The sequence below is a fragment of the Nocardioides lijunqiniae genome (assembly GCF_015024225.1).
GTDB classification, from domain to species: domain Bacteria; phylum Actinomycetota; class Actinomycetes; order Propionibacteriales; family Nocardioidaceae; genus Nocardioides; species Nocardioides lijunqiniae.
The window spans coordinates 1-17,796 of record NZ_JACJGM010000045.1; the positions used below are offsets into that span (position 1 = coordinate 1).

The 17,796-nt window shown below is 73.2% G+C and carries 18 protein-coding genes and 2 tRNA genes; 5 read left to right on the forward strand and 15 right to left on the reverse strand.

What is annotated here, in order from left to right; genetic code table 11:
- The coding region (locus IRQ30_RS20875) for a hypothetical protein (RefSeq protein ID WP_227467918.1) at positions 1 to 296 on the forward strand (296 nt) is incomplete at its 5' end.
- 18 nt (positions 297 to 314) lie between these two features.
- Here IRQ30_RS20875 and IRQ30_RS20880 read toward each other — a convergent pair.
- From IRQ30_RS20880 to IRQ30_RS20935, 12 genes are all read right to left on the reverse strand, one after another.
- Positions 315 to 1,949: a protein kinase domain-containing protein gene (locus IRQ30_RS20880; RefSeq protein ID WP_193614810.1), complete on the reverse strand. Its 1,635-nt coding sequence runs from the start codon at positions 1,947 to 1,949 to the stop codon at positions 315 to 317.
- Positions 1,950 to 2,089: 140 nt separating this feature from the next.
- Entirely contained in the window at positions 2,090 to 3,490 is a 1,401-nt protein-coding gene (gene tig / locus IRQ30_RS20885) for a trigger factor (protein WP_193614811.1), read from the reverse strand.
- Positions 3,491 to 3,526: 36 nt separating this feature from the next.
- Positions 3,527 to 3,599: transfer RNA gene (locus IRQ30_RS20890), tRNA-Pro, on the reverse strand.
- Positions 3,600 to 3,654: 55 nt separating this feature from the next.
- Positions 3,655 to 3,728, reverse strand: a tRNA-Gly gene (locus tag IRQ30_RS20895).
- Between the two features lie 110 nt (positions 3,729 to 3,838).
- Entirely contained in the window at positions 3,839 to 4,939 is a 1,101-nt protein-coding gene (locus IRQ30_RS20900) for a PP2C family protein-serine/threonine phosphatase (RefSeq protein WP_193614812.1), read from the reverse strand.
- 35 nt (positions 4,940 to 4,974) lie between these two features.
- Positions 4,975 to 5,823 (reverse strand): Fpg/Nei family DNA glycosylase, encoded by an 849-nt coding sequence (locus tag IRQ30_RS20905; protein ID WP_193614813.1) that lies wholly within the window; start codon positions 5,821 to 5,823, stop codon positions 4,975 to 4,977.
- Positions 5,816 to 6,313, reverse strand: coding sequence for a ribose-5-phosphate isomerase (locus tag IRQ30_RS20910; protein ID WP_193614814.1), 498 nt, complete (start codon positions 6,311 to 6,313; stop codon positions 5,816 to 5,818). Before IRQ30_RS20910 ends, IRQ30_RS20905 begins: the two co-directional genes overlap by 8 nt.
- Before the next feature lie 23 nt (positions 6,314 to 6,336).
- Positions 6,337 to 7,218 (reverse strand): alpha/beta hydrolase fold domain-containing protein, encoded by an 882-nt coding sequence (locus tag IRQ30_RS20915; protein ID WP_193614815.1) that lies wholly within the window; start codon positions 7,216 to 7,218, stop codon positions 6,337 to 6,339.
- Between the two features lie 13 nt (positions 7,219 to 7,231).
- Entirely contained in the window at positions 7,232 to 7,798 is a 567-nt protein-coding gene (locus IRQ30_RS20920; protein ID WP_227464898.1) for an LURP-one-related family protein, read from the reverse strand.
- A 342-nt stretch (positions 7,799 to 8,140) separates the two neighbouring features.
- Entirely contained in the window at positions 8,141 to 8,749 is a 609-nt protein-coding gene (locus tag IRQ30_RS20925) for a LysE family translocator (RefSeq protein WP_193614816.1), read from the reverse strand.
- Positions 8,750 to 8,905: 156 nt separating this feature from the next.
- Positions 8,906 to 10,720, reverse strand: coding sequence for a methionine--tRNA ligase (gene metG, locus IRQ30_RS20930; protein WP_193614817.1), 1,815 nt, complete (start codon positions 10,718 to 10,720; stop codon positions 8,906 to 8,908).
- 77 nt (positions 10,721 to 10,797) lie between these two features.
- Complete coding sequence (locus IRQ30_RS20935; RefSeq protein WP_193614818.1) at positions 10,798 to 11,937, reverse strand: peptidoglycan recognition protein family protein; 1,140 nt, start codon at positions 11,935 to 11,937, stop codon at positions 10,798 to 10,800.
- A 128-nt stretch (positions 11,938 to 12,065) separates the two neighbouring features.
- Between IRQ30_RS20935 and IRQ30_RS20940 the strand changes: the two genes are divergently transcribed.
- Positions 12,066 to 12,749: a GOLPH3/VPS74 family protein gene (locus IRQ30_RS20940; RefSeq protein WP_193614819.1), complete on the forward strand. Its 684-nt coding sequence runs from the start codon at positions 12,066 to 12,068 to the stop codon at positions 12,747 to 12,749.
- Here IRQ30_RS20940 and IRQ30_RS20945 read toward each other — a convergent pair.
- Positions 12,742 to 13,341 carry a mycothiol-dependent nitroreductase Rv2466c family protein gene (locus IRQ30_RS20945; protein WP_193614820.1) on the reverse strand — a complete coding sequence of 200 codons (600 nt, stop codon included), beginning with the start codon at positions 13,339 to 13,341 and terminating at the stop codon, positions 12,742 to 12,744. The genes IRQ30_RS20940 and IRQ30_RS20945 overlap by 8 nt on opposite strands.
- A 37-nt stretch (positions 13,342 to 13,378) precedes the next feature.
- Complete coding sequence (locus IRQ30_RS20950) at positions 13,379 to 14,236, reverse strand: carbon-nitrogen hydrolase family protein (protein ID WP_193614821.1); 858 nt, start codon at positions 14,234 to 14,236, stop codon at positions 13,379 to 13,381.
- A 101-nt stretch (positions 14,237 to 14,337) separates the two neighbouring features.
- Here IRQ30_RS20950 and IRQ30_RS20955 point away from each other — a divergent pair, with 101 nt between their 5' ends.
- Positions 14,338 to 15,423: an SDR family oxidoreductase gene (locus IRQ30_RS20955; protein WP_193614822.1), complete on the forward strand. Its 1,086-nt coding sequence runs from the start codon at positions 14,338 to 14,340 to the stop codon at positions 15,421 to 15,423.
- Between the two features lie 9 nt (positions 15,424 to 15,432).
- Here IRQ30_RS20955 and IRQ30_RS20960 read toward each other — a convergent pair whose 3' ends face one another.
- Entirely contained in the window at positions 15,433 to 16,479 is a 1,047-nt protein-coding gene (locus IRQ30_RS20960) for an alcohol dehydrogenase catalytic domain-containing protein (RefSeq protein ID WP_193614823.1), read from the reverse strand.
- A 62-nt stretch (positions 16,480 to 16,541) separates the two neighbouring features.
- Between IRQ30_RS20960 and IRQ30_RS20965 the strand changes: the two genes are divergently transcribed.
- Both IRQ30_RS20965 and IRQ30_RS20970 read left to right on the forward strand, forming a co-directional pair.
- Entirely contained in the window at positions 16,542 to 17,075 is a 534-nt protein-coding gene (locus tag IRQ30_RS20965) for an AAA family ATPase (protein WP_193614824.1), read from the forward strand.
- A 15-nt stretch (positions 17,076 to 17,090) separates the two neighbouring features.
- Positions 17,091 to 17,771: a DUF6989 domain-containing protein gene (locus tag IRQ30_RS20970; RefSeq protein WP_193614825.1), complete on the forward strand. Its 681-nt coding sequence runs from the start codon at positions 17,091 to 17,093 to the stop codon at positions 17,769 to 17,771.
- The last annotated feature ends 25 nt before the right edge of the window (positions 17,772 to 17,796 follow it).

Genomic DNA, 17,796 nt, shown 5'->3' on the forward strand with positions numbered 1-17,796 from the left:
GCCGCGGCGCCCGCGGCGCCTGGGCGGGAGTCGTCGACGCCCTCCACCTGGCGGGGCTCGCCCCGGACCCGCACGAGACCGCCGACGTCGTCGCGCGTCGCGCCGACGACCGGCTGGGCGTCGACGCCGCCCTCACGATCGCGGCGTCCGCACAGCGCGACGCGTTCGGCCCGGACCCCGCTGGGTCGTCGCACTTCCGCGCCGAGCTGCGCCAGGTGCAGCGCGCGGCCCGGCGCACGGTGGCGTGGTGGCGCCGCTGGTGGTGGCACCTCGACCCGCGGGTGCTCGGGCGCTGAGACCTCGGCCGGCCGCCGCTAGAGCGGGTTGTTGATGCAGCGCCGCCCGGAGATGCCGTAGGCACCCTCCACGGAGTGCACGGTGATGTAGTAGCAGCTGCGGCCGGTCGGGGCCGCGAACGGCGCCTTCCACTCGGTGGTGCCGGTGCCGAGCTCGAGGTACTCCCCGGTGTCGGGCAGCGTCTGGTGCAGCACGAACCTGCCGGTCCCCTCGGCCGGGTCGGTCCACTCCGCGACCAGGTTGACGCCGTCGTACTCGAGGAGCGAGAAGACGACCGCGAGGTCCTTGCTGGGCCGGTCGCGGAAGGTCTCGGTGGCGGTGGGCGGCGACTGCAGCACCGGGATCTGGTCGGTCGACCCTGCGGTCGTGTCGCCCTGGTCCGGGTCGTCGCCTCCGCGCAGGACGGCGCCGACGATGCCGAGCGTCAGCCCGACGACCAGCGCGGCCGCGCCCAGGATGAGCAGCACCCGACGGCGCCGGCCGGTGCCGGGCTGGTCGGGGTCCTCGGGCGCCTCGGGCCGCTCGGGAGCGGTGCGGGGGTCCTCGCCGGTGTGGTCGTCGGGCAGGCCGGTGCCCGTGGGCTCCGCGTCGCGCGGGACGGGCGCGTGGGCGACGGCGGACAGCGCGACCGGTGAGGCCTCCACGACGTCGGGCTCGGGAGCCGGTCGCGGCGAGGTGGTCTCGCGGGGCGGCACGGGTGCCGGAGCCAGGGGCTGGGCCGCGGAGGGGCTCAGCGCGGGCGCCGTCGGGGACGCCGGGCCCGCCGTGGTCGCTCCGGGCTCCCAGGCGGAGACGCGCAGGCCGAGGAACGCGTCGCGCAGCTCCGCGGCGGAGGGCCAGCGGTCGGCGACCTCCTTGGCCAGGCAGCGGTCGATGATCGGGGCGATGGCCTGGGTGCCGGGCGCGGTGAGCGGCCGGTGCGGCTCGGTGCGGGCGCGTCGCAGGTAGGCCAGCGCGGAGTCCTCGTCGGGGTCCTCGCTGGCGAACGGCGGCCGGCTGTCCAGCAGGGTGTACAGCGTCGAGCCGAGCGACCAGATGTCGTCGGCGGCGGTCGGCGGGAGGCCGTCGAGGATCTGCGGTGCCGCGTGGCGGTAGGTGAAGGTCTCTGCCGACGAGGTGTGCTCGGAGTCGGCGAGCCGCGCGATCCCGAAGTCCGCGAGCACCCACGAGGTGGGAAGCACCAGGACGTTCTGCGGCTTGACGTCGCGGTGGAGGACGCCCCGGTCGTGGGCGAACGACAGCGCGTCGGCGAGCACCGCCCCGATGCGGGCCACCTCCTCGACGGGCAGCGTGCCCAGCGACTTCAGGCGGTCGTGGAGGGTCCCGCCCTCGTGGTAGTCCATGACGATCGCCGGACGCCCCGAGGCGGTGGTGCCGACCGCGAGGACGGTGACGATGTTGGGGTGCTGGCGACCGAGCTCGACGGTGATCTCGACCTCGCGGGCGAAGCGCGCCGCCCGCTTGGGGTCGTTGATGAGCAGGACCTTGATCGCGACCTGGCGGTTGATGGCGACCTGCCGGGCGCGGTAGACGATCGAGTCACCGCCGCGTCCGACCTCGACCAGGTCGTCGTAGCCGTCGAGCTGCTCGACGGGGTGCGTGTCGCGTGCAGGCGGGCGCCATGCGCTGTCGCCGTCGTCCCCCGAGGTCACGCGAGCATCCTAGTGCCCGGGCGGGTCGTGGAGTCGCGCCGCTGAGCGACGTCCAGGTGAAATGACGACCGGGTGGAAATGACGACCGCCCTGCCCCCCGGCGGTGCGGTGGGCAGGGCGGTCGGCCGGTCAGGCCGAGGTCACTTCTCGGCGTCGGCCTCGGTGTCGGCGTCGGCGTCGGTGTCGGCGTCCGGGGTCTCGGCCTCGGGCTCACCGATGGTGCCGTCGGGGCGCAGGTTCTTCAGCTCGACCACGTTGCCCGAGGCGTCCTTGACGACCGCGGTCTCGACGATGGCCGCGAGGGCCTTGCCGCGCAGGATCTCCTGGACCAGCTCGGGGATGTGGTTGTGCTCGAACATGTGGTTGGCGAACTCCTGGGGGTCCTGGCCCGACTGCTGGGCCCGGCGCACCAGGTGGCTGGAGAGCTCCTGCTGGTCGACGCCGAGCTCCTCCTTCTTCGCGACCTCGTCGAGCAGGAACTGCGCGGCGACGGCCTCACGCACGCGGCGGTCGAGGTCGGCCTCGAACTCCTCGACGGTCTGGCCCTCGTCCTCGAGGTACTTCTCCATCGGGATGCCGGCGTTTCCGAGCTGCTGCTCGATGTTGGCGCGGCGGGCGTTGAGCTCGTCGGTGACCATGGTCTCGGGCAGCGGCACCTCGACACGGTCCAGGAGCACCTCCAGGACGGCGTCGCGGGCGGCGGCGGCCTGCTCGAGGCGCTTGCCCCGGCCCAGGCGCTCGCGCACGTCGGCGGTGAGCTCGTCGTAGGTGTCGAACTCCGACGCCTCCTGGGCGAAGTCGTCGTCGAGCTCGGGGAGCTCCTGCTCCTGCACCTGGCTGATGCTGACCTGGACCTCGACGGCCTCGCCGACGAGGTCGCCGCCCACGAGCTCGGAGGAGAAGGTCTTCTCGTCGCCGGCGGACATGCCGACCAGGGCCTCGTCGAGTCCCTCGATCATGCCGCCGCGGCCGACCTGGTAGGACATCCCGGCCACCTCGGCGCCGTCGAGCACCTCGCCGTCCTTGAGGGCCTTGAGGTCGAGCACGACGAAGTCGCCGTCGGCGGCGGGGCGCTCGACGTCGCTCAGGGTGGCGAACCGCTCACGCAGCGCCTGGACCTGCTCCTCGACGTCGGCGTCGGCGACCTCGAGGTCGTCGACCTGCGCCTCGATGCCCTCGTAGGACGGCAGCTCGATCTGCGGGCGGATGTCGACCTCGGCGGTGAACTCGAGGGTCTCGTTGTCCTCGAACTTCGTCACCTCGATCTCCGGCTGCGCGAGGGGCTGGAGGTCGTTGGCCTCGAGCGCCTCGACGTACTTGGCCGGCAGCACCTCGTTGATCGCCTCGTCGAGCACGGCGCCCCGGCCGACCTGACGGTCGATCACCATGGGGGGCACCTTGCCGCGGCGGAAGCCGGGGATGTTGATCTGCTGGGCGATCTTCTTGTAGGCCGCGTCGAGGCTCGGCTTGAGCTCCTCGAAGGGCACCTCGACGGTCAGCTTGGCCCTGGTCGGGCTCAAGGTCTCGACGGCGCTCTTCACAGGTGGTCTCCTCAGGTCTGGGTGAAAGGTGTTTCGTCGGGGCGACAGGACTCGAACCTGCGGTCTCCTGCTCCCAAAGCAGGCGCGCTAGCCACTACGCTACGCCCCGTCAAGCGTGCTCTGTCTTGGTCAAGACGCCCTCGGGGCAAGCGGTGAGGGCTCCTTGGAGCGGATGACGGGAATCGAACCCGCGTAATCAGTTTGGAAGACTGGAGCTCTACCATTGAGCTACATCCGCGTGCCTGTCTCGCGCCGTGCGTACGGCGCGAAATGTGCCTTTCCATGGTGCCACACCGGCACCCGCGGACCCCAAACGGCCCCAGCCGACCACGTCGCGCGGACGGCCCCTCAGCTGCGGTGGACGATGACCAGCGCGCGGTCGTCGTCGGGCGAGCCGAGCGCGTCGGTGAGCCGGGCCGCGGCGCCGTCGTAGGTGCCGCGCATCAGCGACTCGGCCTCGCCGAGCATCTGGTCGATGCCCAGGTCGATGTCGCGGCGCGGCTCCTCGACCATGCCGTCGGTGTAGAGCAGGAGGGCGTCACCCCGGCCCAGCCGGCCCGTGGCCGTGGTGAACGTCGCCTCGTCGAGCAGCCCCAGGATCGGTCCGTCGGTGCGCAGCACCGACCAGGTGCCGGACCCGGCGGTGCGGTGCGCGGCGGGCGGGTGGCCCGCCGTACGGATCTCGTAGTCGCCGGTGGTGAGGTCCAGCGAGAGGTGGACCGCGGTCGCGAACCCCTCATCCCACGCCTGGCGCAGCAGGTAGCCGTTGGCCGCAGGTAGGAAGTCGGCCGCGGGCATGGCGCCCAGCAGGCCGCCGAAGGCGCCCGAGAGCAGCAGGGCGCGGGTGCCGGCGTCGGTGCCCTTCCCGGAGACGTCGACCACGACCACCTCGAGCCGCCCGAGGTCGTGCCCCCGCATGGCCACGACGAAGTCGCCGGCGAACGGTGTGCCTCCGGCCGGCTTGAGCGCCGACTGGACGTGCCAGCCCGCCGGCAGGTCCGGGACGCCGCCCTGGGTGAGGATCCGGTCGCGCAGGTCGACCAGCATGGCCTCCCCGCGGATCCCGGCGACCCCGAGCCGGGTGCGGCGGAAGCTGGTCGCGATGACCACCAGCGCCATCGCGAACTGCACCAGCGTGGCGCCGACGATGCGCGGGGTGATCTCGGTCTGCGCCGCCAGCCCCGCAGCGAGCAGCACCATCAGGAAGACCACGAAGCCCGGCAGGGTGCGCGGGCCCAGCATCAGGCTGGCGATGATCAGCGGCAGCATCAGCCCGGTCAGCGGCGCGCGGTCGGGCCAGGTGAAGACGACCACGGTGATCAGCACCGCCACGAGGGCCAGCGCCAGCGCGATGCGGGCCTCCTGCGTCAGCCCTCGGCGCAGGAACAGCTGCCAGTGCCGGCGCACGGACCTGCGGGCGGGCCGCGTCGCTTGGTACGTGGCGGTCATGGGGTTCCAGGGGGTCGGGTGCGGGTGGGCGCGAGTCAGCGTACGGCGCGCGAGCGGAACGTGGGCTGGCATCGCGGACACCAGAAGACGTTGCGGGCCTGGAGCACGGCGGTGCGCACGGTGCTCCCGCAGACCAGGCACGGCTGCCCGGTGCGGCGGTAGACGTAGACCTCGCCACCGTGGTCGTCCTGGCGCGGTGGCCGGCCCATGGCCTCGGGGGTGTGCTCGGGGCGCACCGTGTCGATGCGCCCGGTGCGCACGCCCTCGGCCATCAGCCCGACCAGGTCGTCCCAGATGGCCTGCCACTGCCCGACCCGCAGGGTGTTGCCGGGACGCAGCGGGTGGATCCGGTGCCGGAAGAGCACCTCGGCGCGGTAGACGTTGCCGACGCCGGCCAGCACCGCCTGGTCCATCAGGAGACCGCCGACGGCGGCCTTGCTGCGACGGATCCGGTCCCAGGCGCGGGCGGGGTCCTGGTCCTGGCGGATCGGGTCGGGCCCGATGCGGGCCAGGATCGCGTCGCGCTGCTCGCCGGTCATGAGCTCGCAGGCGGTGGCGCCGCGCAGGTCGGCGTACGACGTGGGGCCCGCGTCGGCGGTCACCAGCCGGAGCCGGACCTGCCCCACCGGGGCCGGGACCTCCTCGACGTCCTCGTGGACGGCGAAAACGCCGTAGAGGCCGAGGTGGACGTGGACGTGGCGCTCCGCGGGGAAGGTCACGAAGAGGTGCTTGCCCCACGACTCGGCGCGCTCCAGCACCTGGCCGTCGAGCAGCGCAGCTGAGTCCTCGAAGCGGCCCTGCGGGCTGCCCACCCGGACCAGCCGCCCGGCGAAGGCGCGCGACAGGTCGCCGGCGAGGCGGTGGAGGGTGTGGCCCTCAGGCATCGCGCGCCGAGTCGGGCAGCGGCGGCAGCTCGCGGGTGGTCTCGTACGACGCCAGCTGGGCGATCCGGCGCACGTGGCGCTCGTCGCCGGAGAAGCCGGTGGTGAGGAAGACCTCGACGAAGCGCGTCATGTCGTCGAGCGGGTGCATCCGCCCGCCCACGGCCACGACGTTGGCGTCGTTGTGCTGACGCCCGAGCGCGGCGGTCTCGTCGGACCACGCCAGGGCTGCGCGGACGCCGCGCACCTTGTTGGCGGCCATCTGCTCGCCGTTGCCGGAGCCGCCGATGACGACGCCGAGGCTGTCCAGGCCGCCGTCGCGGTCGTGGACGACACCCTCGGCGGCCCGCAGGCAGAACACCGGGTAGTCGTCCTGGGCGTCGTAGACGAAGGGGCCGTGGTCGACCGGCTCGTAGCCGTGGTCGCGCAGCCACGCGACGAGGTGGTCCTTGAGCTCGAGGCCGGCGTGGTCGGATCCGACGTGGACGCGCATGGCTCCGATCCTCCCAGACGTCGTCAGGCGCCGGGCGTCCGGCTCCGCAGCCCGTCGAGGAACGCCGCCGCCTGCCCCATCAGCGGCTCGGCGGCGGGAAAGACCCGGTCGTGGCGCCAGAAGCCGTGCACCTGGCCGAGGTAGCGGGTGCCGACCACGCGCACGCCGGCCTCGGCCAGCAGCGACGCCAGGTGCTCGCCCTCGTCGCGCAGCGGGTCGTGCTCGGCGGTCACCACGAGCGTGGGCGGCAGCGTCGCGAGCCGGTCGGAGAGCAGCGGGGCGAGGTCGGGGTCGTCCAGGTCGGCCGGCCCGGCGGCGTACTGCTGCCAGTACCAGGCAGCCTCGCGGCGGTCGAAGCCCTCGGCGGCGGTGTCGTAGGAGTCGAAGCCGGCACGCGGGTCGAGGAAGGGGTAGACGAGCACGACGCCGGCGGCGCGTCCGGGGTTGCGCAGCGCCGCGACCAGCGCGAGGTTGGCGCCGGCGCTGTCGCCGTGCAGGAACAGCGGGCCCTCCTCCTGCCACCAGGCCAGCACGGTGTCGACGTCGTCGGGGGCGGCGGGGAAGCGGTGCTCGGGCGGGCGGCGGTAGTCGACGCTCAGCACGGCGGTGCGGGTGCGGTTGGCCAGACGCCGCGCGGACGCGTCGTGCACCTCGACGTCGTGGAAGACGAACCCGCCGCCGTGCAGGTGGACGACGACGCCGGGCAGGGCGTCGGCCGGGCGGTAGAGCCGGCACGGCACTCCCCCGGCGTCGACGTCGCTCACCTGCGCGACGTCCTCGCGCGGCTCGGCGGCGGCGGCCTCGCGGGCCTGCGCCCGCGAGGCCGCGACGTCGAACGCCTCGTCGAAGACCTTCGGCTCGCCGTCGTACTGCTCGACGGCGAGCCGCGCCTCGGGGTGGAGCACGCTCAGGCCGCCGTCAGCGCTGCATGAGGGCGTCGAGCCCGACCGCCACCGCGGCCGCGACCCGGAAGTCGATGCGCTGGTCGGGGACGTGGACGGTGTACTTGTCGCGCACCGAGCCCTGGCGCTCGACGCCGAGGAGCGGCTGGCCCTCCGCGCTCACGAAGTCGAAGTGGATCGGCAGGAACGGGATGTCGGTGAAGCGACGGATGATCGCGATCGCCTGGCTGCGCTCCTGGCCGGTGCCGGCGTAGCCGGGGCCCTCGATGTGGAACGTCGAGCGCATGAGGCTGGCGCCGAAGTCCTTGCGGAAGAAGCCGATCTGGTTGCGGGACTCGTCGAAGATGTCGTAGCCGGCGTTCAGGTCGATCTTCTTGCGCGCCTTGAAGCTGAAGACCGGGCGGGTCTTGGTGTCGTCGGCGTAGAACGTCACCTCCTCCTTGAAGGCCAGGCGCTTCTGCTCGGCGAGCCCCATCGACTGCCCGAAGCTGCCGTCGGGGTTGGCCGCGAACAGCTCGTAGCGGTTGGTCGTCATCGCGAACTTCTGCTTGACGAAGAACGTGGGCAGGTACATGGCGGTCATGCGCAGAGCCTAGGGGACCCCGATCCGATGATTCGCGGCTGTCCGGACGGTCGGCACGGCATGGTCATCGTCGCCGGACATCTCCTCGTCGACCCCGCCGAGCGGGCGTCCTACCTCCGTGGGTGCGAGGAGGTCGTGCGGCTGGCGCGCGACGCCGACGGCTGCCTGCACTTCGCGCTCTCGCCCGACCTGCTCGCCCCGGGCGCATCAACGTCCACGAGCGCTGGTCGTCGCGAGGAGCGCTCGAGGCGTTCCGCGGCAGCGGGCCCTCCGAGGAGCAGGGCGCAGCCCTGGTGGGCGCCTCGGTCTCGGAGTACGAGGTCAGCGGGTGACGTCGAGGGCTCAGCGGGACTCGACGGCCAGGCGGCCGCTGAGCACCACGAAGCTGGCGGCGAACGCCTTGCGGATCCGGTCGACGAGCCGCGGCCGGGCCAGCACCCTGTCGCGCACGGCGGCCGCGCACACGCCGTAGGCCGCGAAGACGACGAAGGTCATGGCCATGAAGACCGCACTCAGCCCGAGCATCGTGGTCGTCGAGCCGGGCCCGGCCGGCACGAACTGCGGCAGGAACGCGAAGAAGAAGATGGTCAGCTTGGGGTTGAGCAGGTTGAGGGTGATGCCCGAGACCATCACGCTGCGCCACGACGACGGCCGGGCGCTCTCGTCGACCGACAGCGCGCCGTGGTCGCGCCAGGTCGCCCAGGCCATGTAGAGCAGGTAGGCGACGCCGAGGTACTTGATCGCGTTGAACGCCACCCCGCTCGCGTGCAGCACCGCGGCGAGGCCGGTGATCGCCGCCACGAGGTGCGGGACGGTGCCGAGCGTGCACGCGAACGCCGCCAGCACACTGGCCCTCGCACCGCGCGTCAGGCCGGCGGCCAGCGTGTACAGCGCGCCGGTGCCCGGCGTCGCCACGATCACCATCGACGTGAGCAGGAAGGTGAGGCTCATGGGCCGAGGCTACGCCGCGTGCAGGCTGTTGTCGCCGGAGTTGCGCGGCCGCCCCACGGGTCACACCGCCCTGACGAAACTCACGCTTCCCGGCCGAAACTTCGTACGGGAACCGTGAGTTTCACCGGGTACCCGGTGAAACTCACCCGGTGAGGCTCACGCCCGCTCCGCGAACCGCGCGAGCTCCTCGTCCACGACCGACGGGTCGAGCTTGGTGAAGATCGGGCTGGGCTTGGCGACGGGCGCGCCGACGGTGAGCGGGCGCGACTCCCAGCGGGGCGTGCCGGCGTAGTCGCCGGTGATGACCGGGTAGGAGTCCAGGCCGGCGCCGTGGCCGGGGTCGAGGTCCTCGACCTGCTCGATGCGCGGCATCGGCATGAACTCGCCCTCGCCGCCGTAGGCCGCCCACACCTGGTTGGAGGAGTGCGGGAGGAACGGCGCGAGCAGCGTGTTGCAGTCGACCACGCACTGGGCGGCGACGTGGAGCACCGTCGCCAGGCGCTCGCGCTGCGACTCGTCCTTCATCTTGTAGGGCTCGGTGACGGTGAGGTACTTGTTGACCTCGCCCACGACGCGCATCGCCTCGCCGATCGCGGCGCGCTGCCGGTGCCGGCCGATGAGGTCGCCGACGGTGGTGAAGGCGTCGCGCACGGCGGACAGCACCGCCTCGTCGACCTCCTCCAGCACCCCCGCCGCCGGGATCTCGCCGAAGCTCTTCGCGATCATCGTGGCGGTGCGGTTGACGAGGTTGCCCCAGCCCGCGACGAGCTCGGAGTTGGTGCGCTGCACGAACTCCGCCCACGTGAAGTCGGAGTCGGAGGTCTCGGGGCCGGCGGCGGAGATGAAGTAGCGCAGCGCGTCGGGCTGGTAGCGCGACAGCATGTCGCCGACCAGGATGACGTGACCGCGGCTGGTGGAGAACTGCTTGGACTCCATCGTCATGAACTCCGACGACACGACCTCGGTCGGCAGCTGCAGGTCGCCGTAGGCGCCCGGCTCGCCGCCGCGCGCACCCCGACCGTCGTACGCCAGGAGCTCGGCGGGCCAGATCTGGCTGTGGAAGACGATGTTGTCCTTGCCCATGAAGTAGTAGGACAGCGAGTCGGGGTCGTTCCACCAGCGGCGCCACGCCTCCGGGTCGCCGGAGCGGCGGGCCCACTCGATCGAGGCCGAGAGGTAGCCGATGACCGCGTCGAACCACACGTAGAGGCGCTTGGTGTGCTGCTCGCGCCAGCCGTCGAGCGGCACCGGGATGCCCCAGTCGATGTCGCGCGTCATGGCGCGGGGGCGGATCTCGGAGAGGATGTTCTGGCTGAAGCGGATGACGTTGGGGCGCCACAGCCCCGTCGCCTCGCGCCCGTCGAGCCACTCGGTCAGCGCCTCGGCCAGCGCGGGCAGGTCGAGGAAGAAGTGCTGGGTCTCGACGAACTCCGGGGTCTCGCCGTTGATCTTCGAGCGCGGGTTCTTCAGGTCGGTCGGGTCCAGCTGGTTGCCGCAGTTGTCGCACTGGTCGCCGCGCGCGTCGGCGTAGCCGCAGATCGGGCAGGTGCCCTCGATGTAGCGGTCGGGCAGGGTGCGCCCGGTCGAGGGGCTGATGGCGCCGAACGTCGTCTGCTCGACCATGTAGCCGTTGCGGTGCACGGTCTCGAACATCTCCTGCACCACGAGGTAGTGGTTGCCCGTGGTGGTGCGGGTGAACAGGTCGTAGGAGAGGCCGAGGTCGACCAGGTCCTGCACGATGACGGCGTTGTTATTGTCGGCGAGGTCGCGCGCGCTCACGCCCTGCTGGTCGGCGGCGACCAGGATGGGGGTGCCGTGCTCGTCGGTGCCGGAGACCATGAGGACGTCGTGGCCGGCCATGCGCATGTACCTGCTGAAGACGTCGGAGGGCACGCCGAAGCCGGCCACGTGGCCGATGTGGCGGGGGCCGTTGGCGTACGGCCAGGCGACGGCAGACAGGACATGGGTCATGGCGTCGATCCTAGGGTCGGGGCGCCACCCCGTTCCGATCGGCCCGTCAGGTCAGCCCGTCAGGTCAGCCCGTCGACTCAGCCGCGGCCGTAGTGGTCGATCCGCCACTGGGCGCGTCGCCGGATGCCCGGCAGCCGCTCGTAGAGCAGCTCTCCGGGGCACGCGGTCTGGTTGGTGTCGCGGTGGCCGTCGACGACGTTCAGCCGCACCCGCTTGCCCGATCGGTAGCGGTCGCTGCCCTCGGAGCGGACGACCACCCGGCCGGTCGCGTCGCGGCGGTGCCGGTCGAGCTTCCAGGACGCCAGCCGGACGACGGCCGTCACCGCGCGCCGGCTGGGTCGGGTCCGCTCGAAGTTGCCGAGCACCGCGATGCCCACCGAGCTGTGGTTGAACCCGAGCGTGTGCGCGCCGCGCACGAGCCGGGTCGTTCCCCCGCTGCGGCCCACCCAGGTCCGGCCGAACCGGTCGACGACGAAGTTGTAGCCGAGGTCGAACCAGCCCAGGGACTTCGTGTGGTAGCGATACATGCCGCGCAGGATCGCCGGCACCTGGGCGCGCGTGTAGTCGTTGCCCGAGGCCGTGTGGTGCACGTGCACCTGGCGCAGCCCCGCGTTGTACGTCGGCCGGCCGTTGCGCAGCCGCTCGTTGGCGCCCCACTGCGGACGGGTCAGCAGGCGCGGCTCGGGCGAGGCCTTAGGCCGCTTCCGCGGCTTGCTGGCGGAGGTCCGCAGGGCGGGTCGCTGCGCCGCGGCCGCAGGGGCGGTGACCTGCACGTCGTCGTCGGAGGGCAGCACGCCGGGGTCGATGAGCACCAGGCGCAGGTCGCGGTGGCCCGAGCCGCGCACGTCGAGCTGGACGCCGTTCGAGGGCCCGACCCAGACGGGCTGCGTCGCCCGTTTCGGGCTCCCCTCGGTGCCCGGGGTCGGCCCGTCCTCGAGGACCTCGGCGGTGCGCCACGCGCTCCATCCGTCGCGCCCGTGAGTGCGGAAGCGCAGCGTCGTGGGGTCCGTGCCTCGCCAGGTCATGCCCAGCATCGAGTACGGCGAGGTCCCCCGCGGCCCGCTCGTGCCGTCCGTGACCGGCACGTCGGCCGCGCTCACCGGAGAGCGCGGGTCGGCCCGCAGCCGGATCGCCGAGGCCTCCACCCGAGAGCCGTCACGGGCGCCCGGACCGGGGTCCGCGACGGCCGTCGGCAGGGCCAGCAGACCTGTGGTCAACGTGACAGCAGTGGCCAGTGATGCCAATCCCGAGAAGCGCATGGGCACCTATGGTGCGTGCCCACGGCGCCAAAGTCGATCCCGCGACGCCGCCCCGGCGGTGTCCGGCTCCCCGCTACGTTCGACGCATGGACACGTTGATCGCCGAGGACCTGCTGCTCCTGCTGCTGGACGACGAGAAGGGCGCCGTGCGGGCCGGGACGTCGCTGCCCACCGCCCTGGGAGGCGCCGTGCTGATCGAGCTCGCGCTCGCCGGGGCGGTCGCCGTGGAGGATCGCGGGCGGTGGCGGACCGCCCAGGTGCGCGTCGAGGATGGCGCCGCGCCGCGCGACCCCGTGCTCGTCGACGCGCTCGCCACGGTCGCCGAGAAGGAGCGCTCCGCGCAGGACCTCGCCACCCGGCTGGGCAAGGGCCTCCAGGACACGCTCGGGGACCGGCTCGTCTCGCGCGGTGTGCTCGAGCGACGCGAGGACAAGGTGCTCGGGGTGTTCCCGCGCACCCGGTGGCCCGCGGCCGACAGCACCCACGAGGACGCCGTACGGCGCCAGGTCGCCGGGGTCCTCGTCGAGGGCGCCGACCCCGACCCGCGCACGGGCGCCCTGGTGGCGCTGCTGCACGCCCTCGACCAGGCCCACACGGTCGTGGACCGCCGCGGCATGTCGGCGCGCGAGGTGCGCGAGCGCGCCCACCAGGTCAGCGAGGGCGCCTGGGCGGCGACGGCGGTCCGCGACGCCATCCGCGCGGCGGCCGCGGAGGTGACGGCAGCGGTGGCGGCGGTCTCCGCCGCCACCACCACCGCGACCCTCAGCTGAAGTCGAGGTCGCCCGTGCGCGAGCGCTTGAGCTCGTAGAAGTAGGGGAACTTCGCGACCGCGACGGCGCCGTCCCACAGCTGCCCGGCCTCCTCGCCCCGCGGGATCTTCGACAGCACCGGGCCGAAGAAGGCCGCGCCCTCGATGGCGATCGTGGGCGTGCCCACGTCGTCGCCGACCTGGTCCATGCCCTCGTGGTGGGATGCCGCGACCGCCTCGTCGAGGGAGGAGTCGTCCATCGCCTCGACCAGCTCGGCCTCCAGGCCGGCGTCGGCGAGGGAGGCGGCGATCAGCTCGCGGGTGATCGGCTCCTGACCGAGGTGGATGCGGTTGCCCATCGCGGTGTAGAGCGGCAGCAGCACCTCGCGGCCGTGCTTCTGCTCGGCGGCGATGCACACACGCACCGGCCCCCAGGCCGGCTTGAGCATCTCGCGGTAGTCGTCGGGGATGTCCTTGTCCTGGTTGAGGTAGGCCAGGCTCATGACGTGCCAGGTGACGTCGATGTCGCGCACCTCCTCGACCTCGAGGATCCACCGCGAGGTGATCCAGGCGAACGGGCAGAGCGGGTCGAACCAGAAGTCGGCTTGAGTCATACCTGATGCAAGCACGTCGCGCCCCCGAGTGCTTCCCTCACCCCACCCCAGCCCGCCTCAGCTCGTCCCTGACCGAGCGTCGCCACGGCCGCGCCAGCCGGACCGCGCCGTCGATGTCGGCCTCGGCGCTGTCGAGGTCGAGGTCGGCGAAGGCCAGCCCCGGGGTCGCCACGGCCTCGCACCGCGCGAGCCAGCGCCCGCCCGGCGCGACGATGCCCGAGGGCACCGTGGCGGCGTACTGGGCAGGGATGGAGTAGCCCACCCAGTAGCAGTGGAGCGCGGCGTAGGACTGCCCGATCAGGGCCCGCGCCGCGTCGTCGGCCATCACCGAGAGCAGCACGCAGTGGACGTCCAGCCGCTCGTACTCGTCGAACAGCTCGGGGAAGCCGGCCTCGACGCAGAGCGCCACCCCGAACCGGAACCCGTCCACCTCGAAGACCAGCGGCTGCGTGCCGGGGGTGTACATCCAGGTGCGCTCGGTGTGCGAGAGCACGCGCTTGTCGTAGCGCCCCACGACCTCGCCGCGGTCGGAGACGACGTAGAGGCTGTTGAGCGGTCGGCGCGGCGCCTCCAGCGGGTGGATCGAGCCGAACGCCACCCACAGCCCCAGCTCGCCGGCCAGCGCCGTGACCGAGTCGGCCTCCTCACGCAGCACCGACCAGTCGGCGCGCGACCAGTCGGCGTCGGCCACCACGTCGGGGCCCTGCGACGACATGACGTGCTTGTCGGGGTAGACGATCGCGCCCTCGGGGAACTGCACCAGGCGCGCTCCGCCGGCCTTCGCCTCGCGCATCAGCCGACGGACCTGCGCCCCTCCCGCCCGCAGCGACTCGACGTCCCCCGGGTCCTGGGCGACGGTGCTCTGGGCGACGGCGAGGCGCAGGGTGCGAGGCATCCGCCGACCGTAGTGGTCGCCACCGACGGCGGTTGGTCTCGGACCCTACTGTCGAGGAGGACCGTCGTACGGCGGCCGCTCCCCGCCCGAGAGGACCTCCCATGTCCGAGTCACCCACCACGCCCGGGCGCCGCGCCCTGGTCGTCGGAGCCACCGGCATCGTGGGGCAGGCCGTGGCCCGACGGCTCGTCGACGAGGGGTTCGAGACCTACGGCCTCTCCCGCAGCGGCACCACCACCCGGCCCGACGTGCGGCCGGTCCGCGCCGACCTGAGCGATCTCGCCGGCCTGGCCGCGGCGGTCGAGGACGTGCGGCCGGAGCTCGTGGCGATCACGGCCTGGACCCGGATGGACACCGAGGCCGAGAACATCCGGGTCAACGGCGGCGCCGTGCGCGACCTGCTCGCCGCGCTGTCGCCCGCCGGCTCGCTGCGGCACGTCGCCCTGATGACCGGGCTGAAGCACTACCTGGGGCCCTTCGAGGCCTACGGGCAGGGCGAGATGCCCGACACCCCGTTCCACGAGGACGAGGAGCGGCTGCCCTACCCGAACTTCTACTACGCCCAGGAGGACGAGCTGTTCGCGGCGGCCGAGCGCGACGGCTTCACGTGGAGCGTCCACCGCTCCCACACCGTGTTCGGCTTCGCCACGGGCAACGCCATGAACATGGTGGCCACGCTGTGCGCCTACGCCTCGCTGTGCCGCGAGCGGGGTCTCCCCTTCGTCTTCCCGGGCTCGGAGACCCAGTGGAACGCGCTGACCGACGTCACCGACGCCGACCTGCTGGCCGAGCAGATGACGTGGGCGGCGCGGACGCCCGCCGGGCAGGACCAGGCGTTCAACACGGCCAACGGCGACGTCTTCCGCTGGCGCTGGCTGTGGCCGCAGGTCGCGGCGTGGTTCGGCCTCGAGTGGGAGGGGTACGCCGACGCGCCGCGCCCGCTGGAGGTCGCCATGACGGGCATGGAGCCGGTCTGGCGCGAGCTGGCCGCCCGGCACGACCTGGTCGAGCCGGACCTGTCCCGGGTCGCCTCCTGGTGGCACTCCGACGCCGACCTGGGCCGCGAGATGGAGGTCGTCACCGACATGAACAAGAGCCGCGCCGCCGGCTTCTCGGCCACCCGCGACACCCGGGCGACGTTCTTCGACTACGCGCAGCAGTACCGCGACGCGCGCGTCATCCCCTGACCCGCGGTCTCAGCGCGTCGGGTCGATGACCGTGATCCCCGCGACCGTCGCCCGGTCGAACGCCGGCAGCAGGGCGGCGGCCTCCTCGAGACCGATCGTGCGCTTGACCAGCCGCTGCGGCTGGAGCGCCCCGGACGCGATCAGCGCCATCATCGCGGGGTAGTCGGCGGCGGCCATCCCGTGGCTGCCCAGGACGTCCAGCTCCCAGGCGATGACGCGGTCCATCGGCACCCGGGGGTGACCCTCGACCGGCGGGAGCAGGCCGACCTGCACCAGCCGGCCACGCCGTCGCAGGCTGAGCAGGGCGTCGGCGCACGTCTGCTCGCTGCCGACGGCGTCGACCGCCACGTGGCTGCCGCCGGCGACCAGGTCCGCGACGGCCGACGGGACGTCGGCCCCGTCGGTCCCGCCCGTGAGCACGGTGTGCTCGGCACCGAGGTCGGTGGCCACCGCGAGCGCCTCCGCGTTGCGGTCGACGGCGACGACGCGCGCGCCCAGCGCCCCGGCGATCATCACCGTGCTCAGCCCGACGCCGCCGGCGCCGACCACCGTGACCCACTCCCCCTCCACGACCCGCGCCCGGCCGACGAGCGCGCGGTAGGCCGTCGCGAACCGGCACCCCAGCGCCGCCGCCGTCGCGAAGGAGACCTGCTCGGGGACGGACACCAGGTTGGTGTCGGCGGCGTGCAGGGCGACCAGCTCGGCGAAGGATCCCCAGTGGGTGAAGCCCGGCTGCTCCTGGTCGGGGCAGACCTGCGCGTTCCCGCCGAGGCACCAGTCGCAGCGACCGCAGCCGCACACGAACGGCACCGTGACCCGGTCCCCCACCCGCCACCGCGCGACCCCGGCACCGACCTCGACGACCTCGCCGGCCAGCTCGTGCCCGGGCACGTGCGGGAACGCGATCTCGTCGTGGCCCGCCCACGCGTGCCAGTCGCTGCGGCACATCCCGGTGGCGACCACCCGCACGACGACCCCACCGGGGGGAGCCGACGGCTCGGGGACGTCTCGGACCTCGGGCCGGGACCCGGCCGCGTCGACCACCACTGCGCGCATCCGACCATCCTCGCAAGGCGCGACGGAGAGGTCCGGGACCGGCCGGGCGATACGCTGCCCGCGTGCCGCGACTGGTCCTGATCAACGGCGCTCCCGGGTCGGGCAAGTCCACCGTCGCGCGGGCCGTGGCGGAGGGCCGCCACCTCGCCCTCGCCCTAGACATCGACGGCGTGAAGCACTCCCTCGGCCGGTGGGACACGGACCCGGCAGCCTCCGGCCTGCAGGCCCGGCGTCTCTCGCTCGCCCTGGCCGAGTGCCACCTCGCGGCCGGCTACGACGTGGTGCTGGGCCAGTACCTCGCTCGGACGCCGTTCATCGAGGACCTCGAGACCCTCGCGACGACGCATGGCGTCCGCTTCCACGAGCTGGTGCTCGACCTCGACTCCGCGACGCTCGCCCAGCGTCTCGCGCTGCGCGCCGCGGCTCCGACCCGGCCGGAGCACGAGGTCAACAACCTGCTGGTCGCGCCCGACGACGCGCCTCGGCTCGTGGCGTCGCTCGAGCCGCTGCGACGCCTCCGCCCGCACGCCACCTGGGTCGACGCCGGCGGGTCGCTCGAGGCCACTGTCAAAAGCGTGCGCGCGGCCCTCGGCTGACCGCTACCTTGTGGCGTGCCCACGACCCTGCGCTCGTCCCGTCAGGGGCTCGTCCCCGTCCTCGGCGTCCACGCGGCGCTCCTCGTGGGGGGCGGGGCGGCCCTCGCGCTGGAGGCCCCGGCCCAGGGGTGGGGCGTCCTCGTCGTGGTCGTGGCGTACGTCGCCGGGCTGCTCGCAGTGTGCCGAGCGACCCGGCGCGACGACCTGCTCGCCCTCGCCGGGTTCCTCGCCCTGGTCTCGGTGTTCCAGGTGCTGCCCGACTGGGTGCTGGCCGACCTGGTGGGCACGCTGCGCTTCCCGGACACCGGCGGCCCACGGGTCGACGACGTGATCCCGGTGGCGATGGCCGCGATGTGGGTGGCCCCCCTGTTCGCCGCCGTCGCGCTGGCCGGCGGACGGCCCGGCCCGGCCGCGGCCCTGTCCGCGCTGGTCTTCTTCGGGGCCGAGCTGCTCGCGCCCACCCTGGGGCTCTGGGAGCCGACCGGCGACACCCGGCGGGTCCTGGGCGTGGCGGTCTATGTCGTCCCGGCGGAGGCGGCGCTGGGCTGGGCCGCGGCGACGGCGTTCGCCCGAGCCCGAGGCGCCTCGCTGGCCACCCGGGCGGGGCTGGCGCTGGCGGTGTCGACCTTCTACCTCGGTGCGCTGGTGCTGTCGCACTTCCTGATCGACGTCGCGGGCTGGCGCCTCACCGCCTGAGCGGCCCGCGGCCGTGCACGCCGCC

What these genes read in the sequence shown, in the direction of transcription:
- IRQ30_RS20900 (WP_193614812.1), bottom strand. Translation starts at nt 4,939, where the DNA reads ATGACCGCCACGTACCAAGCGACGCGGCCCGCCCGCAGGTCCGTGCGC.
- IRQ30_RS20905 (WP_193614813.1), bottom strand. Translation starts at nt 5,823, where the DNA reads ATGCCTGAGGGCCACACCCTCCACCGCCTCGCCGGCGACCTGTCGCGC.
- IRQ30_RS20910 (WP_193614814.1), bottom strand. Translation starts at nt 6,313, where the DNA reads ATGCGCGTCCACGTCGGATCCGACCACGCCGGCCTCGAGCTCAAGGAC.
- IRQ30_RS20920 (WP_227464898.1), bottom strand. Translation starts at nt 7,798, where the DNA reads ATGACCGCCATGTACCTGCCCACGTTCTTCGTCAAGCAGAAGTTCGCG.
- IRQ30_RS20925 (WP_193614816.1), bottom strand. Translation starts at nt 8,749, where the DNA reads ATGAGCCTCACCTTCCTGCTCACGTCGATGGTGATCGTGGCGACGCCG.
- metG (WP_193614817.1), bottom strand. Translation starts at nt 10,720, where the DNA reads ATGACCCATGTCCTGTCTGCCGTCGCCTGGCCGTACGCCAACGGCCCC.
- IRQ30_RS20940 (WP_193614819.1), top strand. Translation starts at nt 12,066, where the DNA reads ATGGACACGTTGATCGCCGAGGACCTGCTGCTCCTGCTGCTGGACGAC.
- IRQ30_RS20945 (WP_193614820.1), bottom strand. Translation starts at nt 13,341, where the DNA reads ATGACTCAAGCCGACTTCTGGTTCGACCCGCTCTGCCCGTTCGCCTGG.
- IRQ30_RS20950 (WP_193614821.1), bottom strand. Translation starts at nt 14,236, where the DNA reads ATGCCTCGCACCCTGCGCCTCGCCGTCGCCCAGAGCACCGTCGCCCAG.
- IRQ30_RS20955 (WP_193614822.1), top strand. Translation starts at nt 14,338, where the DNA reads ATGTCCGAGTCACCCACCACGCCCGGGCGCCGCGCCCTGGTCGTCGGA.
- IRQ30_RS20960 (WP_193614823.1), bottom strand. Translation starts at nt 16,479, where the DNA reads ATGCGCGCAGTGGTGGTCGACGCGGCCGGGTCCCGGCCCGAGGTCCGA.